Here is a 16,526-nt window from a genome sequence, read left to right on the forward strand (position 1 = left end):
TTCTCCCTGTTATTTGCCAGCGCCGGCGATCTGGTCGCCATCGCGGGTGAGGTAATAGGCTGCCAGGATTGGCAGGAAGGTGACGAGCACCACGACCATGGCGACCACATTGGTGACAGGGCGCTGGCGCGGGCGGATGAGTTCTTCGAGCATCCAGATCGGCAAGGTCGATTGCTGGCCGCCGGTGAAGGTGGTGACGATGACCTCGTCGAAAGACAGGGCGAAGGCAAGCATGCCGCCGGCAAGAAGAGCGGTGCCGATATTCGGCAGGATGACATGACGGAAGGTCTGGAAGCCGTCGGCGCCGAGATCCATCGAGGCCTCGATCAGCGAGCCGGATGTGCGCCGGAAGCGAGCGACCGCATTGTTGTAGACGACGACCACGCAGAAGGTGGCGTGGCCGAGCACGATGGTCCAGACCGAAAACGGGATGTCGAACAGGCTGAAGGCGGAGCGCAGGGCAATGCCGGTGATGATGCCGGGAAGGGCGATCGGCAGGATGACCAGCAGCGAGATCGCCTCGCGGCCGAAGAACTTCGTCTGGCTGACGGCTGCAGCGCAGAGCGTGCCGAGCACCAGCGCGATCGCGGTGGCGATGACGGCGACCTGCACGGAAAGGCCAAGCGCCGACCAGACGTCCGGCCGGTTCCAGGCGACGGCAAACCATTGCAGCGTCAGCCCGGGCGGCGGCCACTGATAGCTCTTCTCCTCGGTCGTGAAGGCATAGACGAAGATAAGCAGGATCGGCAGGTGCAGGAAGAGCAATCCGACGGCTGCGGCGATCTTCAAGGGCAGTGGCGATGTCCTGTGGTCAGAGCGCATCGAAAGCCCCCAATTTCCTGGCGAGCGACAGATAAAGCGCCATGATGACGATCGGCACGACGGAGAAGGCGGCGGCGAGCGGCACATTGCCGGCCGTTCCCTGCTGGGCATAGACCGCCTGGCCGATGAAGAGCCTGGACGAGCCGATGATCTGCGGGATGATGTAATCGCCCAATGTCAGCGAGAAGGTGAAGATCGAACCAGCGACGATGCCGGGGAGCGCTAACGGCAGGAGCACGGTGCGGAAGGTCTGGCGCGGCGTGGCGCCGAGATCCGCCGAGGCCTCGATCAGGTTGCCGGGCACCCGCTCGAGGGCCGCCTGCGTCGGCAGGATCATATAGGGGAGCCAGATATAGACGAAGACGATGAAGGTGCCGAGGTAGCTGACCGACAGTGAGTTTCCGCCGATGACGGGCAGGTTCAGGATGGCATCAAGCAGCCAGGAGAGATGGAGCTTTTCGAAGATCCAGGTGAGGATGCCCTCCTTGGCGAGGATTAGTTTCCAGGCGTAGATCTTGACGAGATAGCTCGACCAGAGCGGCAGCATGACGCCGAGATAGAAGAGCGCCTTCCATTTGCCTTGCGCATAACGCGCCGCATAATAGGCGATCGGGAAGCCGATCAGGGCGGCGGCGGCGGTGACCAGCGCCGACATCACCAGGGTGCGGATGATGATGTCGAAATTCGCAGGATTCAGCAGTTGCGCATAGGTCGAGAGGGTGAATTCAGTATTCACCAGCCCGGAGAAATCGTCGATCGAGAAGAAGCTCTGCAGAAGCAGGGCGATCAATGAGCCGATATAGATGATGCCGAGCCAGAGCAGCGGCGGCGTCAGCATCAGGAAGAGCAAGAGCTTCGGGTGCCGCCAGAAGGCATCCGACAGTTGGCCGAAGAAACCGCCACGCCCCGGAAGGATCGAAGTCTTGCCGCCTGTGATGGTGAGCGCCGTCATGCCGCATCATCCATGTAGTGGATATCGGCCGGTTGCCAGGCGAGGCGGATACCGGCGCCGAGATCCGGCACTGGCACGCCGGCCGGCAGCATGACATGCAGCCGGCTGCCCTTGAGGTCGACGCTGAGACGCGTCGCCGCGCCGAGGAAGCTTGCATTTTCGACTTTCGCCTCGACGCCATCGCTTGCCAGCCGGATCGCCTCGGGGCGGAGGCTCGCCCAGCGTTTCTCGCCGCCAAGCAAGGCCATCAAATCAGGTGCGATGACGTTCGACGAGCCGACGAAATCGGCGACGAAGCGGGTCCTCGGGCAGCGGTAGATATCCTGCGGCGTGCCTTGCTGGACGATGTTACCATCGTTGAAGACGGCGACGCGGTCGGCCATGGACAGCGCCTCGCCCTGATCGTGGGTGACGAAGACGAAGGTGATGCCGAGCGCGCGCTGCAGGCTCTTCAATTCTTCCTGCATCTGCTCGCGCAGCTTCAGGTCGAGCGCGCCGAGCGGCTCGTCAAGCAGAAGCACCTTCGGCTTGTTGACGAGCGCGCGGGCGAGCGCCACGCGCTGCCGCTGGCCGCCGGACAACTGACCGGGGCGGCGGGCGCCGTAGCCCGGCAGCTTGACGAGTTCGAGGGCATCGCCTGCCGCCTTCATCCGCTCCGCCTTGCCGACGCCCTTGACCATCAGCCCATAGGCAACATTGTCGAGGATGTTGAGATGCGGAAAGAGCGCATAGTCCTGGAACACGGTGTTGACGTTGCGGCGATAGGGTGGAACGCCGTCTGCCGTCTCGCCGAAGATCTGGATATGGCCCGCGGTCGGCTGCTCGAAGCCGGCGATCAATCTCAGGCACGTCGTCTTGCCGGAGCCGGATGGCCCGAGCATGGCGAAGAATTCGCCGGGCGCGATCTCGAGATCGACGCCGTCGACGGCGCGAACCTGGCCGAAATGGCGCGATACCTGTTGGAAACGGACGGCGGATGTCATGAGGGCTCCGGGTCTTGGGATGCACTGAACGGGTGAGATTCTTGCAGACGCAAAAACTCCTCCCCAACCCCTCCCCAGAAGGGGGAGGGACTTAACCTTCAGCACCCTCCGGATACAACCTTACTGCTGCATACAGCAGGGACGAGGCGGCGCCGCTGAAGCCCCTCCCCCTTGTGGGGAGGGGTTGGGAAGGGGTCTTACGCTACAACAGTCCCCTCAGTGAGAACGCAAGTTACCGTCCGCCGATCACGCCAATATAATCCGACACCCAGCGATGATAGGGCACGCATTCGCCCTGCGTCGTGCATTTGGCGACCGGGGTTTTCCAGAACTTGATCTTGTCGAAGTGATCGAAGCCGTTGGTGGCGCAGCCGCTATCCCCCATCAGTTCATTGCCCTTGCAGGCCGCAGGAACGGAGGGCACGGCGCCGAACCAGGCGGCGGCGTCGCCCTGGACCTTGGCCTTCAGCGAATGTTCCATCCACATATAGGCACAGTTCGGATGTTCGCTGTCGGCATGCAGCATGGTGGTGTCTGCCCAGCCGGTGACGCCTTCATCCGGGAAAGCAGAAGCAATCTTCTGCTTGTCGGCCTGCAGCAGGTTCACCTGGAAAGGCCAGGAGCCGGAGGCGACGACGCCTTCGTTCTTGAAGTCGTCGATCTGGATCATCGCGTCGTGCCAGTAGCGGGAGACGAGCTTGCGTTGGCCGCGCAACAGGTCGAGGGCGGCCTTGTACTGGTCCTCGTTCAGCTCGTATGGGTCCTTGATGCCGAGATCCGGCTTGTGGGCCATCAGGTAGATGGCGGCATCGGCGATGTAGATCGCGCCGTCATAGGCCTGGACGCGGCCCTTGTTGGACTTGCCGTCGGGCAGTGTCTGCTCCTCGAAGACGACGTTCCAGCTGGTCGGCGCCTTGTCCTTGAAGGCATCGGTATTGTACATCAGCACATTCGGTCCCCAGAGATAGGGCACGCCGTAATGCACGCCACCGACCGTATACCACGGTCCGTTCTGCAGGCGCTCGTCGACGGTCTTGAAGCTCGGGATCAGATCGGTGTTGATCGGCTGGACACGCTTGCCGGCGATGAGACGGAGCGAGGCGTCGCCCGATGCCGTGACAAGATCGAAGCCCCCTTCGTTCATCAGCGACACCATTTCATCCGAAGTGGCGGCGGTCTTGACGGAAACCTTGCAGCCGGTCTCCTTTTCGAAATCGGTGACCCAGTCGTAGTTCTTGTCGGTTTCGCCGCGTTCGATATAGCCGGCCCAGGCGACAATGCTGACCGCGCCTTCGCCCTTGCCCAAGGCCTTCAGCGGTTCGGCGGCGATCACCTGCGTCGCGAAGCTCAGGCAGGTGAGCGCCGCCGTGCAGGATTTCAACAGATTCGTCATCATCCGTCTCCCGGTTTGCCACTTTCTGTGGCGGTTTGTTCCCGGATGAAAAGGTGACGCGAAAAAGCCGCTTTCGCAAATTCATTTATCAGAAAGACGGTATCGGAAATTCCGATATCAGCGGATGCGGCCGGATCTTAAGGTTTCGGCGATACCGACGAAGTCGCGCGCCGCCTGCGGCAGGCTGGAGCCCTTGCGCCAGACCATGCCGACCTGGACGACCGGCAGCGAACCGGAGACGTCGCGGCTCTCGATGCGGTCGCCTTCCAGCGACCATGGACGGTACACGAGATCGGGAAGCAGGGCCACGCCGGCGCCTGTTGCAACCAGGCTGCGCACCGCCTCCACCGAACGGGTGCGGAAGGCGACATGCGGGCGGGCGCCGAGTGCTGAGAGCAGCTTGCCGGTATTCTCCTCGATTTCGTCGACCGTCAGCATGATCAGCGGTTCGCGGGCGATGTCGGCGACTGAGATGATGTCAGCCGATACCAAGGGATGGCCCATCGGCAGCCATAGTCGATAGGGCGAGGTTTCCAAGATCTCCGCCTGCAGCGCCATGCGGTCGCGCAAGTTTGATATCACCATGACGGCGACATCAAGTTCGCCGCCGACCAGGAGATGTTCGAGGTAACCACCATTGTCCTCGATGGCGCTGACCTCGATGCCCGGACAGGCGCGCCGATATCGCGCCAGCAGGTCGGAGAGGACGTAGCCGGCGACGAGCGAAGTGACGCCGATGTTCAGCGTGCCGGAGAGGGCGCTTTGCTGGCCGGAAAAGCTGGTCCTTGCATCGGAGACGGAGGCCAGGATCTTCGTCGCATGACGCAGGAACTGGTGGCCGTTATGGGTGATCGTCAGGCCGCGCGGATGGCGCTCGAAGAGTTCGACGCCGAGGTCGGTTTCGAGCTCCTTTAGTGCTTCCGTCACCGAGGATTGCGAGATCGAAAGGTTCTGTGCGGCTCGCGTCACCGAACCCTGTTCGGCGACGGCGACGAAATATTGAACCTGGCGAAGCGTGAAGGCCATGGGCGTTTAGAGCATGGCGGAATAGGCCGTGGCAAGCGACCCAAAAAAGCGGACCTTTTTTGGTGTTTTCTCAAAATGGCGCAGGCTTCACACGCCCACTTAAACTTTCGGAAACGTCATTTCTTTAGCGTTCTCAACACTTGTCCTGCGTTGGAGTTTCAGATGGCGGAGCAGTTGGCGTGAAGGCCTTACTGCGCATCTTCCGGCCTTCCCGGAAATTGGCAATCATCATCGGTGGAGTCGCTCTTCTGGCGGGCGTTTCCGGCGGTGCGGCGGTCTATGTCGGCAAGGACAGGCTGATCGGTGCAACTGGTGGTGGCTACGGGCTCGAATGCAGCGACGTCAACCTGGTGACGATCCGGAAGCAGGACCACGTCTGGGTGCGCAAATACATCAAAACCGAACCGACCGACGGGATGACGCGTGTCAAGACCGCGCTTCGTGTCGCCCAGGCCGTTTATGCCGCGCAGAAGCCGGATCTGGTCCAGGTGGTGGTGCTCGACGAGAACGGCCCGACCTTGCGTGCGGATATTCGCGGCCGGGCGATCGGCGCCGATGTCGTCTATATCCCGCATCCCGACAAGACCGTTCCCGGCCTCGACGACAAGTCCTATACGGCGCGCTACTACGACGGCAAGGCCAGTGAAAACGGGCTGTTCTTCGGCGAGCGGATTGAGATGCCACTCGACGAGATCGCCATGATCAGCGCTGGTTTCAAGGACCCCGAGGATTGCGTCGACCCGGTCGCGGTTGGCTCGACGAAGAACGGGGAAAAGGGCAAGGAAAAGAAGCCGGCAGGCGGCGCACATGGCGCAGCACCGGCAGCCGAAAGCGAAGCGGCGCCTGCCGAGAACGCGGGTGCCGATGTGGTGGCGGAAGCGCCGGCCGAAGAGCCGCCGGCGGAAACTGCACCATCTCAGGCCCATTGAACGAACAGCATGAAAAAAGCGGAGCGCCGGCTACAGCGCCGCGCGTCTTTTCGGACGCGCAAAGGACGCTGTAGCACTTTGAGTTGCTGCATAATTTGTCCTTAAATCGATCCCGATTTAAGGAATTATGCAGTTGCACCCCGCTTCGATTTTTTGCTTTTCTTCCGGTCAGTCGGCTTTGCTGCGGCGGGCCGGGAAGAGGATGACGTCGCGGATCGACGGCGCGTTGGTCAGAAGCATGATGAGACGGTCGACGCCGATGCCGAGGCCACCTGCCGGTGGCATGCCCTGGTCGATGGCGTCGAGGAACTCCTCGTCCAGCTGCTTTTCCTTTTCGCCGCGGGCATGCGCCTGTTCGAGCTGCTCGACCATGCGGCGGCGCTGCTCTTCGGGATCGTTGAGCTCCGAGAAGGCGTTGCCCAGTTCCCAGGCGTTGCAATAGGTCTCGAAGCGCTCGACCAGGCGCGGCTCGCCTGGCACTTCCTTGGCGAAGGGCGAAATGTCCTTCGGGAAATGCGTGACATGCGACGGCTGGATCAGGGTGGATTCGACCTTTTCCTCGAAGATGAAGGCGAGGCATTCGCCCCAGGTCCAATCTTTCTCGACCGCAAAACCGGCAGCCTTGGCGGCAGCGCGCGCCTCTTCATCGGTCTTGATGGCGAGGAAGTCGATGCCGGTCGCTTCCTTGACGGCATCGGGCATCGGCACGCGCTTGAACGGACCCTTGAAGGACATGGTCTTGTCGCCGAAGGGGAATTCCGTCGCGCCGTGGATGGAGAGCGCTAAGCTCTCGAACAACCGCTCGACGAGGTCCATGATGTCCTCGTAATCGGCATAGGCCCAGTAACACTCCATCATGGTGAATTCGGGATTGTGCCGGGTGGAGACGCCTTCGTTGCGGAAGTTCCGGTTGATCTCGAAGACCTTGTCGGTCAGCCCCGACACCAGCGTGCGCTTGAGGAACAGTTCCGGCGCGATGCGCAGGTACATGTCGAGTTTCAGCGTGTTGTGATGGGTCTTGAACGGCTCGGCGGTGGCGCCGCCATAGACCGAATGCAGCATCGGCGTCTCGACTTCCATGAAGCCGTCATTTTCCATGAAGCGGCGGATGCCAGAGAGGATCTTCGAGCGCTGCTGGAAGCGGAGCTTCGAATCCTCGTTGGTCATGATGTCGAGATGGCGCTTGCGATAACGCAGCTCGATGTCGGAGAGACCGTGCCACTTCTCGGGCATCGGCAGCAGCGACTTCGTCAGCATGGTGATCGTCTGCGCGTTGATTGTCAGCTCGCCACGCTTGGTGCGGCGCACGATGCCGGTGACGCCGATGATGTCGCCGATGTCGATCATCGGCAGCAGGGCGCGGGCTTCCTCGCCGGTGACATCCTTGTGCGAGAAGATCTGGATCTTGCCGGAGGCGTCATGGAGATCCATGAACATGCCGGAGTTGCGCGAGGAATAGACGCGGCCGGCGACGGTGACGATATCCTGCGTCTCGGTGTCCGGCTCCAGGCTCTCGTATTTCGCGGTAAGCTCGGCATTGCCCATCGTGCGGTGAAAATGCGCCGGATAGACCTCGCCGACCTGCTCGCGCAGCAGCTTCAGCTTCTGGGCGCGCACTTCCGTCGCGTCGGAGGAAAGGGTGTTTTCGGTCTTGTTGTCAGCCATTGTCGAAATCCTCTGACTGTTCTTACTTCGAGCCGACGAGGGCGGCGACCGCCTGCGAGGCGAGCTTCAGACGCTGACGCACGACGGACCGGCCGAGGATCGCCATGGAATCGAAAAGCGGCAGGGAACGCGATGAGCCGGATACGGCGACGAAGAGCGGCGAGACCACGACCTTCAGCTTCTTGCCCATGCGGTCGGCGATCGCGCGCAGCTCCGCCTCGATCGTCTCGACGTTCCATTCCAGGATCTTTTCGAGATCCGGCTGAACGGTGTTGAGGATCTCGAGGATCTCCTCCGGCGGTGACTTGATCTTGGCGAAGTCGGAAGGCTGCAGACCGAGATCGGACTTCAGCAGGAAGCCGGCGAGATCGGGCAGTTCGCCGAGCTTGGAAATGCGCGTCTGCGACAGGCGCAGACCTTCCTTCAGACGGTCGTTTTCCATCGCCCAGGTCAGCACACGCGCCTGGAACTCCTCTTCGGACAGCTTCTCGCGGATCCAGCGGCCGTTGAGCCAATCGAGCTTTTGAATGTCAAAGATCGCACCGGCCTTGGAGAGGTTTTCCGGGTCAAACTTTTCGGAGAGCTCGTCCATCGTCAGGAGCTCTTCGCCCTCGGCGATCTGGACGAAGAACAGACCGAGGAAGTTCATCAACGCTTCGGGAATGTAGCCAAGCGCGGAATAATAGGAGATCGAGGTCGGGTTCTTGCGCTTCGACAGCTTCGACTTGTCGGCATTGCGCATCAGCGACAAGTGCATGAAGACCGGCTGGTCCCAGTCGAAATAGCGATAGAGAAGGATGTGCTTCGGCACGGAGGCCAGCCATTCTTCGCCGCGTGCGACGTGAGTGATCTTCATCAGATGGTCGTCGATGACGTTGGCCATATGATAGGTCGGCATGCCGTCGGCCTTGATGAGGACCTGCATGTCGACCGAATCCCACGGAATGGAGACATCGCCGTAGACGCCGTCCGTGAAGTCGCAGGAGCCTTCGGCCGGAATCTTCATGCGGATGACGGTCGTCTCGCCGGCGGCCATGCGTGAGGTGACTTCCTCGGCCGTGAGGTTGAGGCAGAGACCATCGTACTTCGGCGGCTTGCCGGCGGCGCGCTGGGTTTCGCGCATCTGCTCCAGCCGCGCGGGTGTGCAGAAGCAGCGGAAGGCATGGCCCTTGTCCAGCAATTCCTTCCCGTAAGGCTGGTACATTTCCTTGCGGTCGGACTGGCGATAGGGGCCGTAAGGACCGCCGATATCAGGGCCTTCCTTCCATTCCAGCCCGCACCATTTCAGTGCGTCCAACACCTTCGTTTCGAATTCCGGGGTCGAGCGCGTCGCATCGGTATCCTCGATACGCAGGATGAACTCGCCGCCGTGCTTCTTGGCGAAAAGGTAGTTGAAGAGAGCGATGTAAGCGGTGCCGACATGCGGCTCGCCGGTCGGCGAGGGAGCGATGCGAACGCGGACGCCGGTAGCTGTCCCGGAAACTGTCATTGTGTGTGCCCGTCAATGATGCCGGACGGCTTTCATGGGGAAAGCGACGTTCGGCCGGAAGGATGCAGATATCTTCATCGGCAAACCGGCCGGAAAAGGGCATGCGCCCGCACTATCCGCCGATCGTCCGTTCGGCTGGCCTTAGGCCATATTCAACCGGGCGCGTCAAGAAAAACCACGCCTGCAAAGGCCTGATGGTGGTGCGTGAGGGCGCGTCGGTTCCGCCGCGCCCTCGTGCCCAAGCCTCAATGCGCGGCGTCGCGTTTTCGCTTGCGGGCGTTGCGTGCGATCATGTTCAGCACCTCGACCAGCGCCGAGAAGGCCATGGCGGCATAGACGTAGCCCTTCGGCACATGGAAGCCCATGCCTTCGGCGATCAGTGTCGTGCCGATCATCAGCAGGAAGGCGAGCGCCAGCATGACGATCGTCGGGTTCCTCTCGATGAAGTTGGCAAGCGGGGTTGCGGCAACCAGCATGGCGGTGACGGCGGCGATGACGGCGACCACCATGATCGGCAGATGCGGCGTCATGCCGACGGCGGTGATGATGCTGTCGACGGAGAAGACGAGGTCGAGCAACAGGATCTGGCCGATGGCCGATGCAAAGCCTGTCGTGGTCGACTTGGCGATGAAATCCTCTTCATGGTCCACGGGGTCGACGCTGTGGTGAATTTCCTTGGTGGCCTTCCAGACGAGGAACAGACCGCCGGCAATCAGGATCAGATCCTTCCAGGAGAAGCCGTGGCCGAAGGCTTCAAACAGCGGTTCGGTCAGCTGCACGATCCAGGCGATGGTGCCGAGCAGGACGAGACGCATGACGAGCGCAAGACCGATGCCGATCTTGCGGGCCTTCTCGCGGTGTTCGGGCGGCAGTTTGTTGGTGAGAATGGAAATGAAGATCAGGTTGTCGATCCCGAGAACGACTTCCATCACCACCAGCGTGATGAGCGCCACCCAGGCGGCCGGATCCTGAATGAGCGTCATGATTTCCTGCATCAGCGTATATCCCTTTCGCGTCACATGCGTGAATGACGCTCGCAATGTAATGTTGCCGGCCTGCCAAGCAAGCGCAGCAAGGGGTATACGAAACCGATGTGACTTTTATTCCCTAGAACAGGATTTAAGGCCGGGTCGGCCTTAAATTTGAATCCTGTTCTAAATTAAAGAGTTGGAGCATGACGTCGTCCGAAAACCGCTCGCACTTTTCGGCATCATGCTCTGATCGGCAACCAGATTTCGGTGACGCCCATGCCCGTATAGGGGTCGAAGCGCTCGTCATAGCGTTCGAACATGTCGGGTGTCTCGCCGTGCTCCAGGCCCGAGGTCGGCCACCATGCGCCAAAAATCCGGTTCATCGTCGCCGGAATGCCGGAGACGTGGCCGCGATGGGCAAAGACGACGTAGCGCTGGCCTGGAAGCTTGAGCGTTGCAAAATCTCCCGGCAGATCGTCGGCATCGGAGATTTCGACCGCGGCCATATAGCGGAATTTCTCCGCTTCGCCGTCGATATGCGTGCAGATGCCGTAGGCGACATTGCCTTTCTGACCGGAGATATGACCGAAATGGGCATTGAACTTCTGCCAGAGAGAGGGAATGGCGGCGTTGCCGCCATAGGGGTAAATCTCCTGCAAGCCGGCAAACAGCATCGGTTGGAGGGTTTCGAAGCGGGGCGGTTCGAGGTCGTTGAGGTGGGCAGGGTCCATTCTGATCGGCTCCAGCAAGACAAGGTTACGGGCGTGCCCCTGTCTGCGCACCGCATCCGGCGTCATGCCGAACTGGTCGCGGAAGGCACGGGTGAAGGCCTCGTGCGAGCCGTAGCCCGCGCAAAGCGCAACCTCGAGAATGGTGGATGAACCGCCGACCAGTGTGGGCACGGCGCGGCTGAGGCGCCGCCCTCTTATATAGCCGCTGATCGAGTGACCGGTGACGAGCCCGAAGACGCGCGACAGATGGTAGCGCGACAATCCGGCTGCTTCCGATATCTCTTCCAGCGATATATCGCTTTCGAAATGGCTCTCGATGAACCAGATCGCCCGTCCGACGGCGCTCATCCTCATTCTCCTACAGCGCCGCGCGTCTTTTTGAGAGGCGCAAAGGACGCTGTAACACTTTGAAGTGCTGCATAATTCCTTAAATCGATTCCGATTTAAGGAATTATGCAGTGTTGCAGCTTCTTCCTTAAAGAAAAGCCGGCAGCCGGATTTGATCGCTATTGCGGGATTTTGGCCGATGGAGTGCAGCGGTCTAGGGTGTGGTCAGGCGGTCTCGTGCCGGCGCACGCCATAGGCGGCCATGAAGACCCGGATGGCGCCGCGGATGACGCGCTCGATTTCGTCACGCGGCGGCGGCTCTTCCATGCTTCCAAACAGGCGGAGTTTGAAGAAACTACCGCTGGCGAGATCGAGAAACTGGCCGGCGGCGAGATCAATGTCGTCGATCTCCAGCCTGCCTTCGGCGATGTGCCGTTCCAGGAAGTCGCGCATGATGGTGCGCAGGTTTACCGGGCCCTTGAAGAAGCGTTGACAGAGCACCGGCATGCGGTCGCGAACGCCGAGAACGGTGCGCATCGCGTTGATGACCTTCTCATCGGTCATGTGGGTGACGAAGCTTATCCCGAATTCGTACAGGCCGGCTTCGGGATCGTCATGTTCGGCAAGTGCCGTGCGCACGGCCGCCACGAAGGCGGCGCGCTCGGTCTCGATCATCGCCGAAAACAGCTCTTCCTTGTTGGTGAAATAAACGTAGAGCGTTCCCTTGGAGACTCCGGCCTCGCGCGTCACGTCATTCATGCTGGCGGCGTCGAAACCCATCTTCATGAAGACGCGCTTGGCGCCGGCGAGAATCTGTTGGCGCTTGGCCGGATCTTCGCCTGCGGCAAATCGGCCTCCGGCAGCGGGAGGGCTGAATACAGCGGCGTGGTCGAGTTTCAGCGTCATGTCCTCTTAACCGTGTTTACGGTTTCGCATTTTCTTTAAAGAAATCGAACCGATTGGTTCTATACATCTTGATATGACGATAAAACAGGTTTAAGTCAACTGAACCGAACCGTTCAGTTCGATTATTTACTCCAAGATCGGTAAAGTGGTTATGTCGAGCAACCAGAAGAGCAACGTCGCGCGTATCGTCAGCGAAAACGCCGGGACCGAAGAGGTAAAGGCCGAGGTTGCGGCCGTTGCAGAAGCTCCGACGGCGGAAGCCCGCGAAGTACCTTCCGCTCCCGCGCAGTCGGCGCCGGCTTCGGTCGCCGCCGCACCTGCGGCAGCAAAGAAGCGCCGCAGCCCGGTGCTGCCGATCGTCGTGCTCGCCCTTCTCGCAGGCGGCGGCTGGTATGGTTACGAATGGTGGACGAACGGCCGCTTCATGGTGTCGACCGACGACGCCTATATCGAAGGCGATATCGCAACGATTTCGCCGAAGGTCACGGGCTACGTCGCGAAGGTGAACGTTGTCGCCAACCAGGAAGTCAAAGCGGGCGACGTGCTTGCCACGCTTGATAACGGCGACTATCAGAACGCCCTCGACTTGGCCCAGGCCCAGATCGTCACCGAAAAGCTTTCGCTGCAGCGTATCGACGCGCAGATCGAAGGCGCGAATGCGAGCCTCGTGCAGGCGCAGGCGCAGAAGGTGGCACTCGAAGCGGCCGTTCGCGGTGCCGAGATCACTCAGAAGCGCCAGAGCGACCTTCAGGCGAAGTCGGTCGGCACCGCCGCCGATCTCGACAACGCCAATATCGCCCTCGACCAGGCCAAGGCCAATCTTGCCGGCGGCGACGCCAACATCACCGCTGCACAGGCCAACATCACCATCCTCCAGGCCCAGCGCAAGGAAGCGGAAGGCTCGGTCCGTTCGCTGGAAATCTCGCGCGACAAGGCCGTCCGCGACCTTTCCTTCACCGTGCTCAAGGCGCCTTATGACGGCATTGTCGGCAATCGCTCCGTCCAGGAAGGCGACCTCGTCTCTCCCGGCCAGCGCCTGATGGCACTCGTTCCAGTGCGCCAGCTCTACATCGACGCCAATTTCAAGGAAACGCAGATCCAGCATCTGGTGCCGGGTTCGAAGGTCAACGTCCAGGTCGATGCCTATAGCGATCATCCTGTTGTCGGCACCGTCGAATCGATCTCACCGGCCTCCGGCTCGGTGTTTTCGATGCTGCCGCCCGAAAACGCCACGGGCAATTTCACCAAGGTGATCCAGCGGGTGCCAGTGCGCATCTCGCTGCCGCAGGATGCGCTCGACAGCGGGCGTCTGCGCGCGGGCCTGAGCGTCGTCGTCGACGTCGACACCCGTACGGCGCCGAGCAAGTAAGCCTTTAGAGCAATTCCTGCAAAAGTGTGCAGGCGGTTTTGCACCCGGAATTGCGTGAAAACAAAGAGATAGAGCAATTCCGTAATTCGAAGAAAAACGGAATTGGTCTGGAAAGGCGGAGGTGGTCTGATGGCCGGGAGCGCGACAGCAACAGCGGGGACGATTCCGGCAGCGCCTGCTCATGCCGACGAGCGCATGGACCCGAAGAAGCTCATCGCCTTCTTCGCGATGGTGCTCGGCATGTTCATGTCGATCCTCGACATCCAGATCGTTTCGGCCTCGCTTGCGGAGATCCAGGCTGGCCTTTCGGCCGGCAGCGACGAGATCGGCTGGGTGCAGACGTCCTATCTGATCGCGGAAGTGATCATGATCCCGTTGTCTGGCACGTTGGCGCGCATCATCTCGACGCGTTATCTCTTCGCGATCTCGGCCGCCGGCTTCACCATGGCGAGCGCGCTGGCGGCGACGGCGACGAATATCGACCAGATGATCGTCTATCGGGTCATCCAGGGCTTCATCGGCGGCGGCATGATCCCGTCGGTCTTCGCGGCCGCCTTCACCATCTTCCCGCCGTCGAAGCGTAGCATCGTCTCGCCGATCATCGGCCTGATCGCGACGCTGGCGCCGACTATCGGCCCGACGGTCGGCGGTTATCTCAGCCATGCCTTTTCCTGGCATTGGCTGTTCCTCGTCAATATCGTTCCCGGCATCATCGTCACGATCGTCACCTGGAACTTCATCGATTTCGACAAGCAGGAACTGTCGCTCTTCAAGAAGTTCGACTGGTGGGGGCTGATCTCGATGGGCGTGTTCCTCGGCGCGCTGGAATATGTGCTCGAAGAGGGCAATTCGAACGATTGGTTCAACGACAGTTCCATCACCATCGCAGCGGTTGCCTCCGGCGTTGCAGCCATCGTCTTCTTCTATCGCGCCTTCACGGTGGATTTTCCCGTCGTCGACCTGAAGGCTTTCGCGAACCGGAATTTTTCCTTCGGCTCGGTGTTTTCTTTCGTCATGGGCATCGGCCTCTATGGCCTCACCTATATCTATCCGGTCTATCTCGGGCGCATCCGTGGATATGACTCATTGATGATCGGCGAGACGATGTTCGTCTCCGGACTTGCGATGTTCTTCACCGCGCCGATCGCCGGCCGGCTGTCGACCAAGATGGACCTGCGCCTGATGATGGTGATCGGCTTCGTCAGTTTCGCTGCCGGCACTTTCATCATGATGCATCTGACGGCGGATTGGGATTTCTACGAACTGTTCATCCCGCAGATCCTGCGTGGCTTCGGGCTGATGATGTGCATGGTGCCGATCAACAACATCGCGCTCGGCACGATGCCGCCCTCGCGCATGCGCGGCGCGTCCGGCCTGTTCAATCTGACCAGAAACCTCGGCGGCGCCGTCGGCCTTGCCGTCATCAACACCGTGCTCACCAACCGGCAGGACGTGCATTATGAGCGGCTGCGGGAGAATATGGATTGGGGCAATCCGGCGGCGATCGACCAGATGAACAACATGGCCGCCAATTTCAACACCTATGGCATGGATGGCGCCTCGGTCGCGATCAAGCAGATGGTCGGGCTTGCCACCAAGCAGGCGATCATCCTCTCCTTCAGCGACGTGTTCCTGATCCTGACCGCACTCTTCCTCGCGATGATCCTCGGTGTTGCGATGATCAAGAAACCCGCGCCGCAAGGCGGGGGAGGCGGTGGCGGCCACTGACCTCCGGCCTGCCGCCCCTTGAAAAGGCCCTCTTCGGAGGGCCTTTTTGTTTGCCGTTTCTGGCCTCCGTGCCATCAGCCAGATAAGCGTTGGCCGGATCGGTGCGAAGCGGACCGCAATACCGGAAAACGAAGCGGAAATTGGCCTATTCGATTTTTTGATTTACGTACATCAAAAATGGCGCTAATGGTCTCGTCAGGAGGAATGATGAGGCCAACCGTTCACGATATCGCCGCTGCCGCCGGTGTCAGTCTCGCGACTGTCGACCGGGTTCTCAATCAGCGCCCCGGTGTGCGCCACGTCACGCGGGAAAAGGTCGAGACCGCGATCCGCGAGCTCGGTTATGTCAGAGACGTCGCCGCCGCCAATCTTGCCAAGGGGCGCACCTATCCGCTGGTCTTCATCCTGCCGGCCAGCGACAATTCCTTCATGTACGGGCTCAATGCCGAAATCCGGCAGGCCGCTCTCCGCTCGCCGGCCGAGCGTACCGATATCCGCACTATCGAGGTGCCGGCCTTCGATCCGGCCGCCCTCGTCTCCGTGCTCGAAGGGCTTTCCCAGGAAAAACCTTGTGGCATCGCACTGGTCGCGACCGATGCGCCTGAGGTGCGCGCCGCTGTCGACCGGCTGGTGCGCGAGCGCTTTCCCATCGTTACCCTGGTTTCCGATCTCACGGGCTCGCTGCGCCATCACTATGCCGGCGTCGACAATATCGCGGCCGGCCGTACAGCCGCCCGACTGCTCGGGCGATTTCTTGGGCGGCGAAAGGGCGAGATCGCTGTGCTCGCCGGCTCCATGCTGGTGCGCGACCATCGCGAGCGGCTGGAGGGTTTTAGCGCAGTCATGGCCGAGGAGTTTCCTGATCTGGCGATCCTGCCGGTTCTCGAAGGCCGCGACGACCCCGAGGTCGCCCATATGCTCGTTGCTGACGCGCTTTCGAGGAATGCCGGGATCATCGGCGTCTACAGCCTCGGCGCCGGCAATCGCGGCCTTATCCGGGCGCTGAAGGAGAAGGCCGTCGACCGCATACTGACCGTGATTGCCCACGAGCTGACCGCCCATACGCGGGCGGCACTCATCGACAACACGATCGATGCGATCCTCAACCAGGATGCCGGCCATGAGGTGCGCAGCGCAATCCGCGTGCTGAAAGCCAAGGCGGACGGGCTTGCCGTCATCGAAGCGCAGGAGCGCATCCGCCTCGACATATTCCTGAAAGACAATCTGCCGTAACG

Annotated in this window: 14 protein-coding genes; 4 read left to right on the forward strand and 10 right to left on the reverse strand. The window is 61.0% G+C overall.

What is annotated here, in order from left to right:
* Positions 1–9 precede the first annotated feature (9 nt).
* From AC1D2N_RS19640 to AC1D2N_RS19660, 5 genes are all read right to left on the reverse strand, one after another.
* The gene (locus AC1D2N_RS19640; RefSeq protein WP_018446007.1) at positions 10–822 is read right to left on the reverse strand and encodes an ABC transporter permease; all 813 of its coding nucleotides are present in this window, start codon (positions 820–822) and stop codon (positions 10–12) included.
* Complete coding sequence (locus AC1D2N_RS19645) at positions 812–1,774, reverse strand: ABC transporter permease (RefSeq protein ID WP_018446008.1); 963 nt, start codon at positions 1,772–1,774, stop codon at positions 812–814. The genes AC1D2N_RS19640 and AC1D2N_RS19645 overlap by 11 nt, the downstream gene beginning before the upstream one ends.
* A complete protein-coding gene (locus AC1D2N_RS19650; RefSeq protein WP_018446009.1) occupies positions 1,771–2,757 on the reverse strand; it encodes an ABC transporter ATP-binding protein in 987 nt (328 codons plus the stop codon). Before AC1D2N_RS19650 ends, AC1D2N_RS19645 begins: the two co-directional genes overlap by 4 nt.
* 232 nt (positions 2,758–2,989) lie before the next feature.
* Complete coding sequence (locus tag AC1D2N_RS19655) at positions 2,990–4,150, reverse strand: ABC transporter substrate-binding protein (protein WP_018446010.1); 1,161 nt, start codon at positions 4,148–4,150, stop codon at positions 2,990–2,992.
* Positions 4,151–4,267: 117 nt separating this feature from the next.
* Positions 4,268–5,176, reverse strand: a complete 909-nt coding sequence (locus AC1D2N_RS19660) for a LysR family transcriptional regulator (protein ID WP_018446011.1) — start codon at positions 5,174–5,176, stop codon at positions 4,268–4,270.
* A 179-nt stretch (positions 5,177–5,355) separates the two neighbouring features.
* On the opposite strand from AC1D2N_RS19660, the gene AC1D2N_RS19665 reads away from it, so the two are divergent.
* Positions 5,356–6,105 carry a hypothetical protein gene (locus tag AC1D2N_RS19665; protein WP_018243631.1) on the forward strand — a complete coding sequence of 250 codons (750 nt, stop codon included), beginning with the start codon at positions 5,356–5,358 and terminating at the stop codon, positions 6,103–6,105.
* Between the two features lie 168 nt (positions 6,106–6,273).
* On the opposite strand, the gene lysS is transcribed toward AC1D2N_RS19665, so the two are convergent.
* The 5 genes from lysS to AC1D2N_RS19690 all read right to left on the reverse strand — a co-directional run bounded on the left by lysS (position 6,274) and on the right by AC1D2N_RS19690 (position 12,194).
* Positions 6,274–7,770 carry a lysine--tRNA ligase gene (gene lysS, locus AC1D2N_RS19670; RefSeq protein WP_018446013.1) on the reverse strand — a complete coding sequence of 499 codons (1,497 nt, stop codon included), beginning with the start codon at positions 7,768–7,770 and terminating at the stop codon, positions 6,274–6,276.
* 22 nt (positions 7,771–7,792) lie between these two features.
* Positions 7,793–9,259, reverse strand: coding sequence for a glutamate--tRNA ligase (gene gltX / locus AC1D2N_RS19675; protein WP_130759041.1), 1,467 nt, complete (start codon positions 9,257–9,259; stop codon positions 7,793–7,795).
* Positions 9,260–9,504: 245 nt separating this feature from the next.
* Positions 9,505–10,254 carry a TerC family protein gene (locus tag AC1D2N_RS19680; RefSeq protein ID WP_130759040.1) on the reverse strand — a complete coding sequence of 250 codons (750 nt, stop codon included), beginning with the start codon at positions 10,252–10,254 and terminating at the stop codon, positions 9,505–9,507.
* Between the two features lie 215 nt (positions 10,255–10,469).
* On the reverse strand, positions 10,470–11,309 hold the full coding sequence (locus tag AC1D2N_RS19685) for an AraC family transcriptional regulator (RefSeq protein WP_018446016.1): 840 nt from the start codon (positions 11,307–11,309) through the stop codon (positions 10,470–10,472).
* 204 nt (positions 11,310–11,513) lie between these two features.
* Positions 11,514–12,194, reverse strand: coding sequence for a TetR/AcrR family transcriptional regulator (locus AC1D2N_RS19690; RefSeq protein WP_018446017.1), 681 nt, complete (start codon positions 12,192–12,194; stop codon positions 11,514–11,516).
* 151 nt (positions 12,195–12,345) lie between these two features.
* Here AC1D2N_RS19690 and AC1D2N_RS19695 point away from each other — a divergent pair, with 151 nt between their 5' ends.
* The 3 genes from AC1D2N_RS19695 to AC1D2N_RS19705 all read left to right on the forward strand — a co-directional run bounded on the left by AC1D2N_RS19695 (position 12,346) and on the right by AC1D2N_RS19705 (position 16,524).
* Positions 12,346–13,563 (forward strand): HlyD family secretion protein, encoded by a 1,218-nt coding sequence (locus tag AC1D2N_RS19695; protein WP_130759039.1) that lies wholly within the window; start codon positions 12,346–12,348, stop codon positions 13,561–13,563.
* A gap of 129 nt (positions 13,564–13,692) precedes the next feature.
* Positions 13,693–15,291, forward strand: coding sequence for a DHA2 family efflux MFS transporter permease subunit (locus AC1D2N_RS19700; protein WP_130759038.1), 1,599 nt, complete (start codon positions 13,693–13,695; stop codon positions 15,289–15,291).
* A gap of 207 nt (positions 15,292–15,498) precedes the next feature.
* The gene (locus AC1D2N_RS19705) at positions 15,499–16,524 is read left to right on the forward strand and encodes a LacI family DNA-binding transcriptional regulator (RefSeq protein WP_018446020.1); all 1,026 of its coding nucleotides are present in this window, start codon (positions 15,499–15,501) and stop codon (positions 16,522–16,524) included.
* Positions 16,525–16,526: the final 2 nt, after the last annotated feature.

It is taken from the genome of Rhizobium sp. P1_B8, from assembly GCF_056406515.1.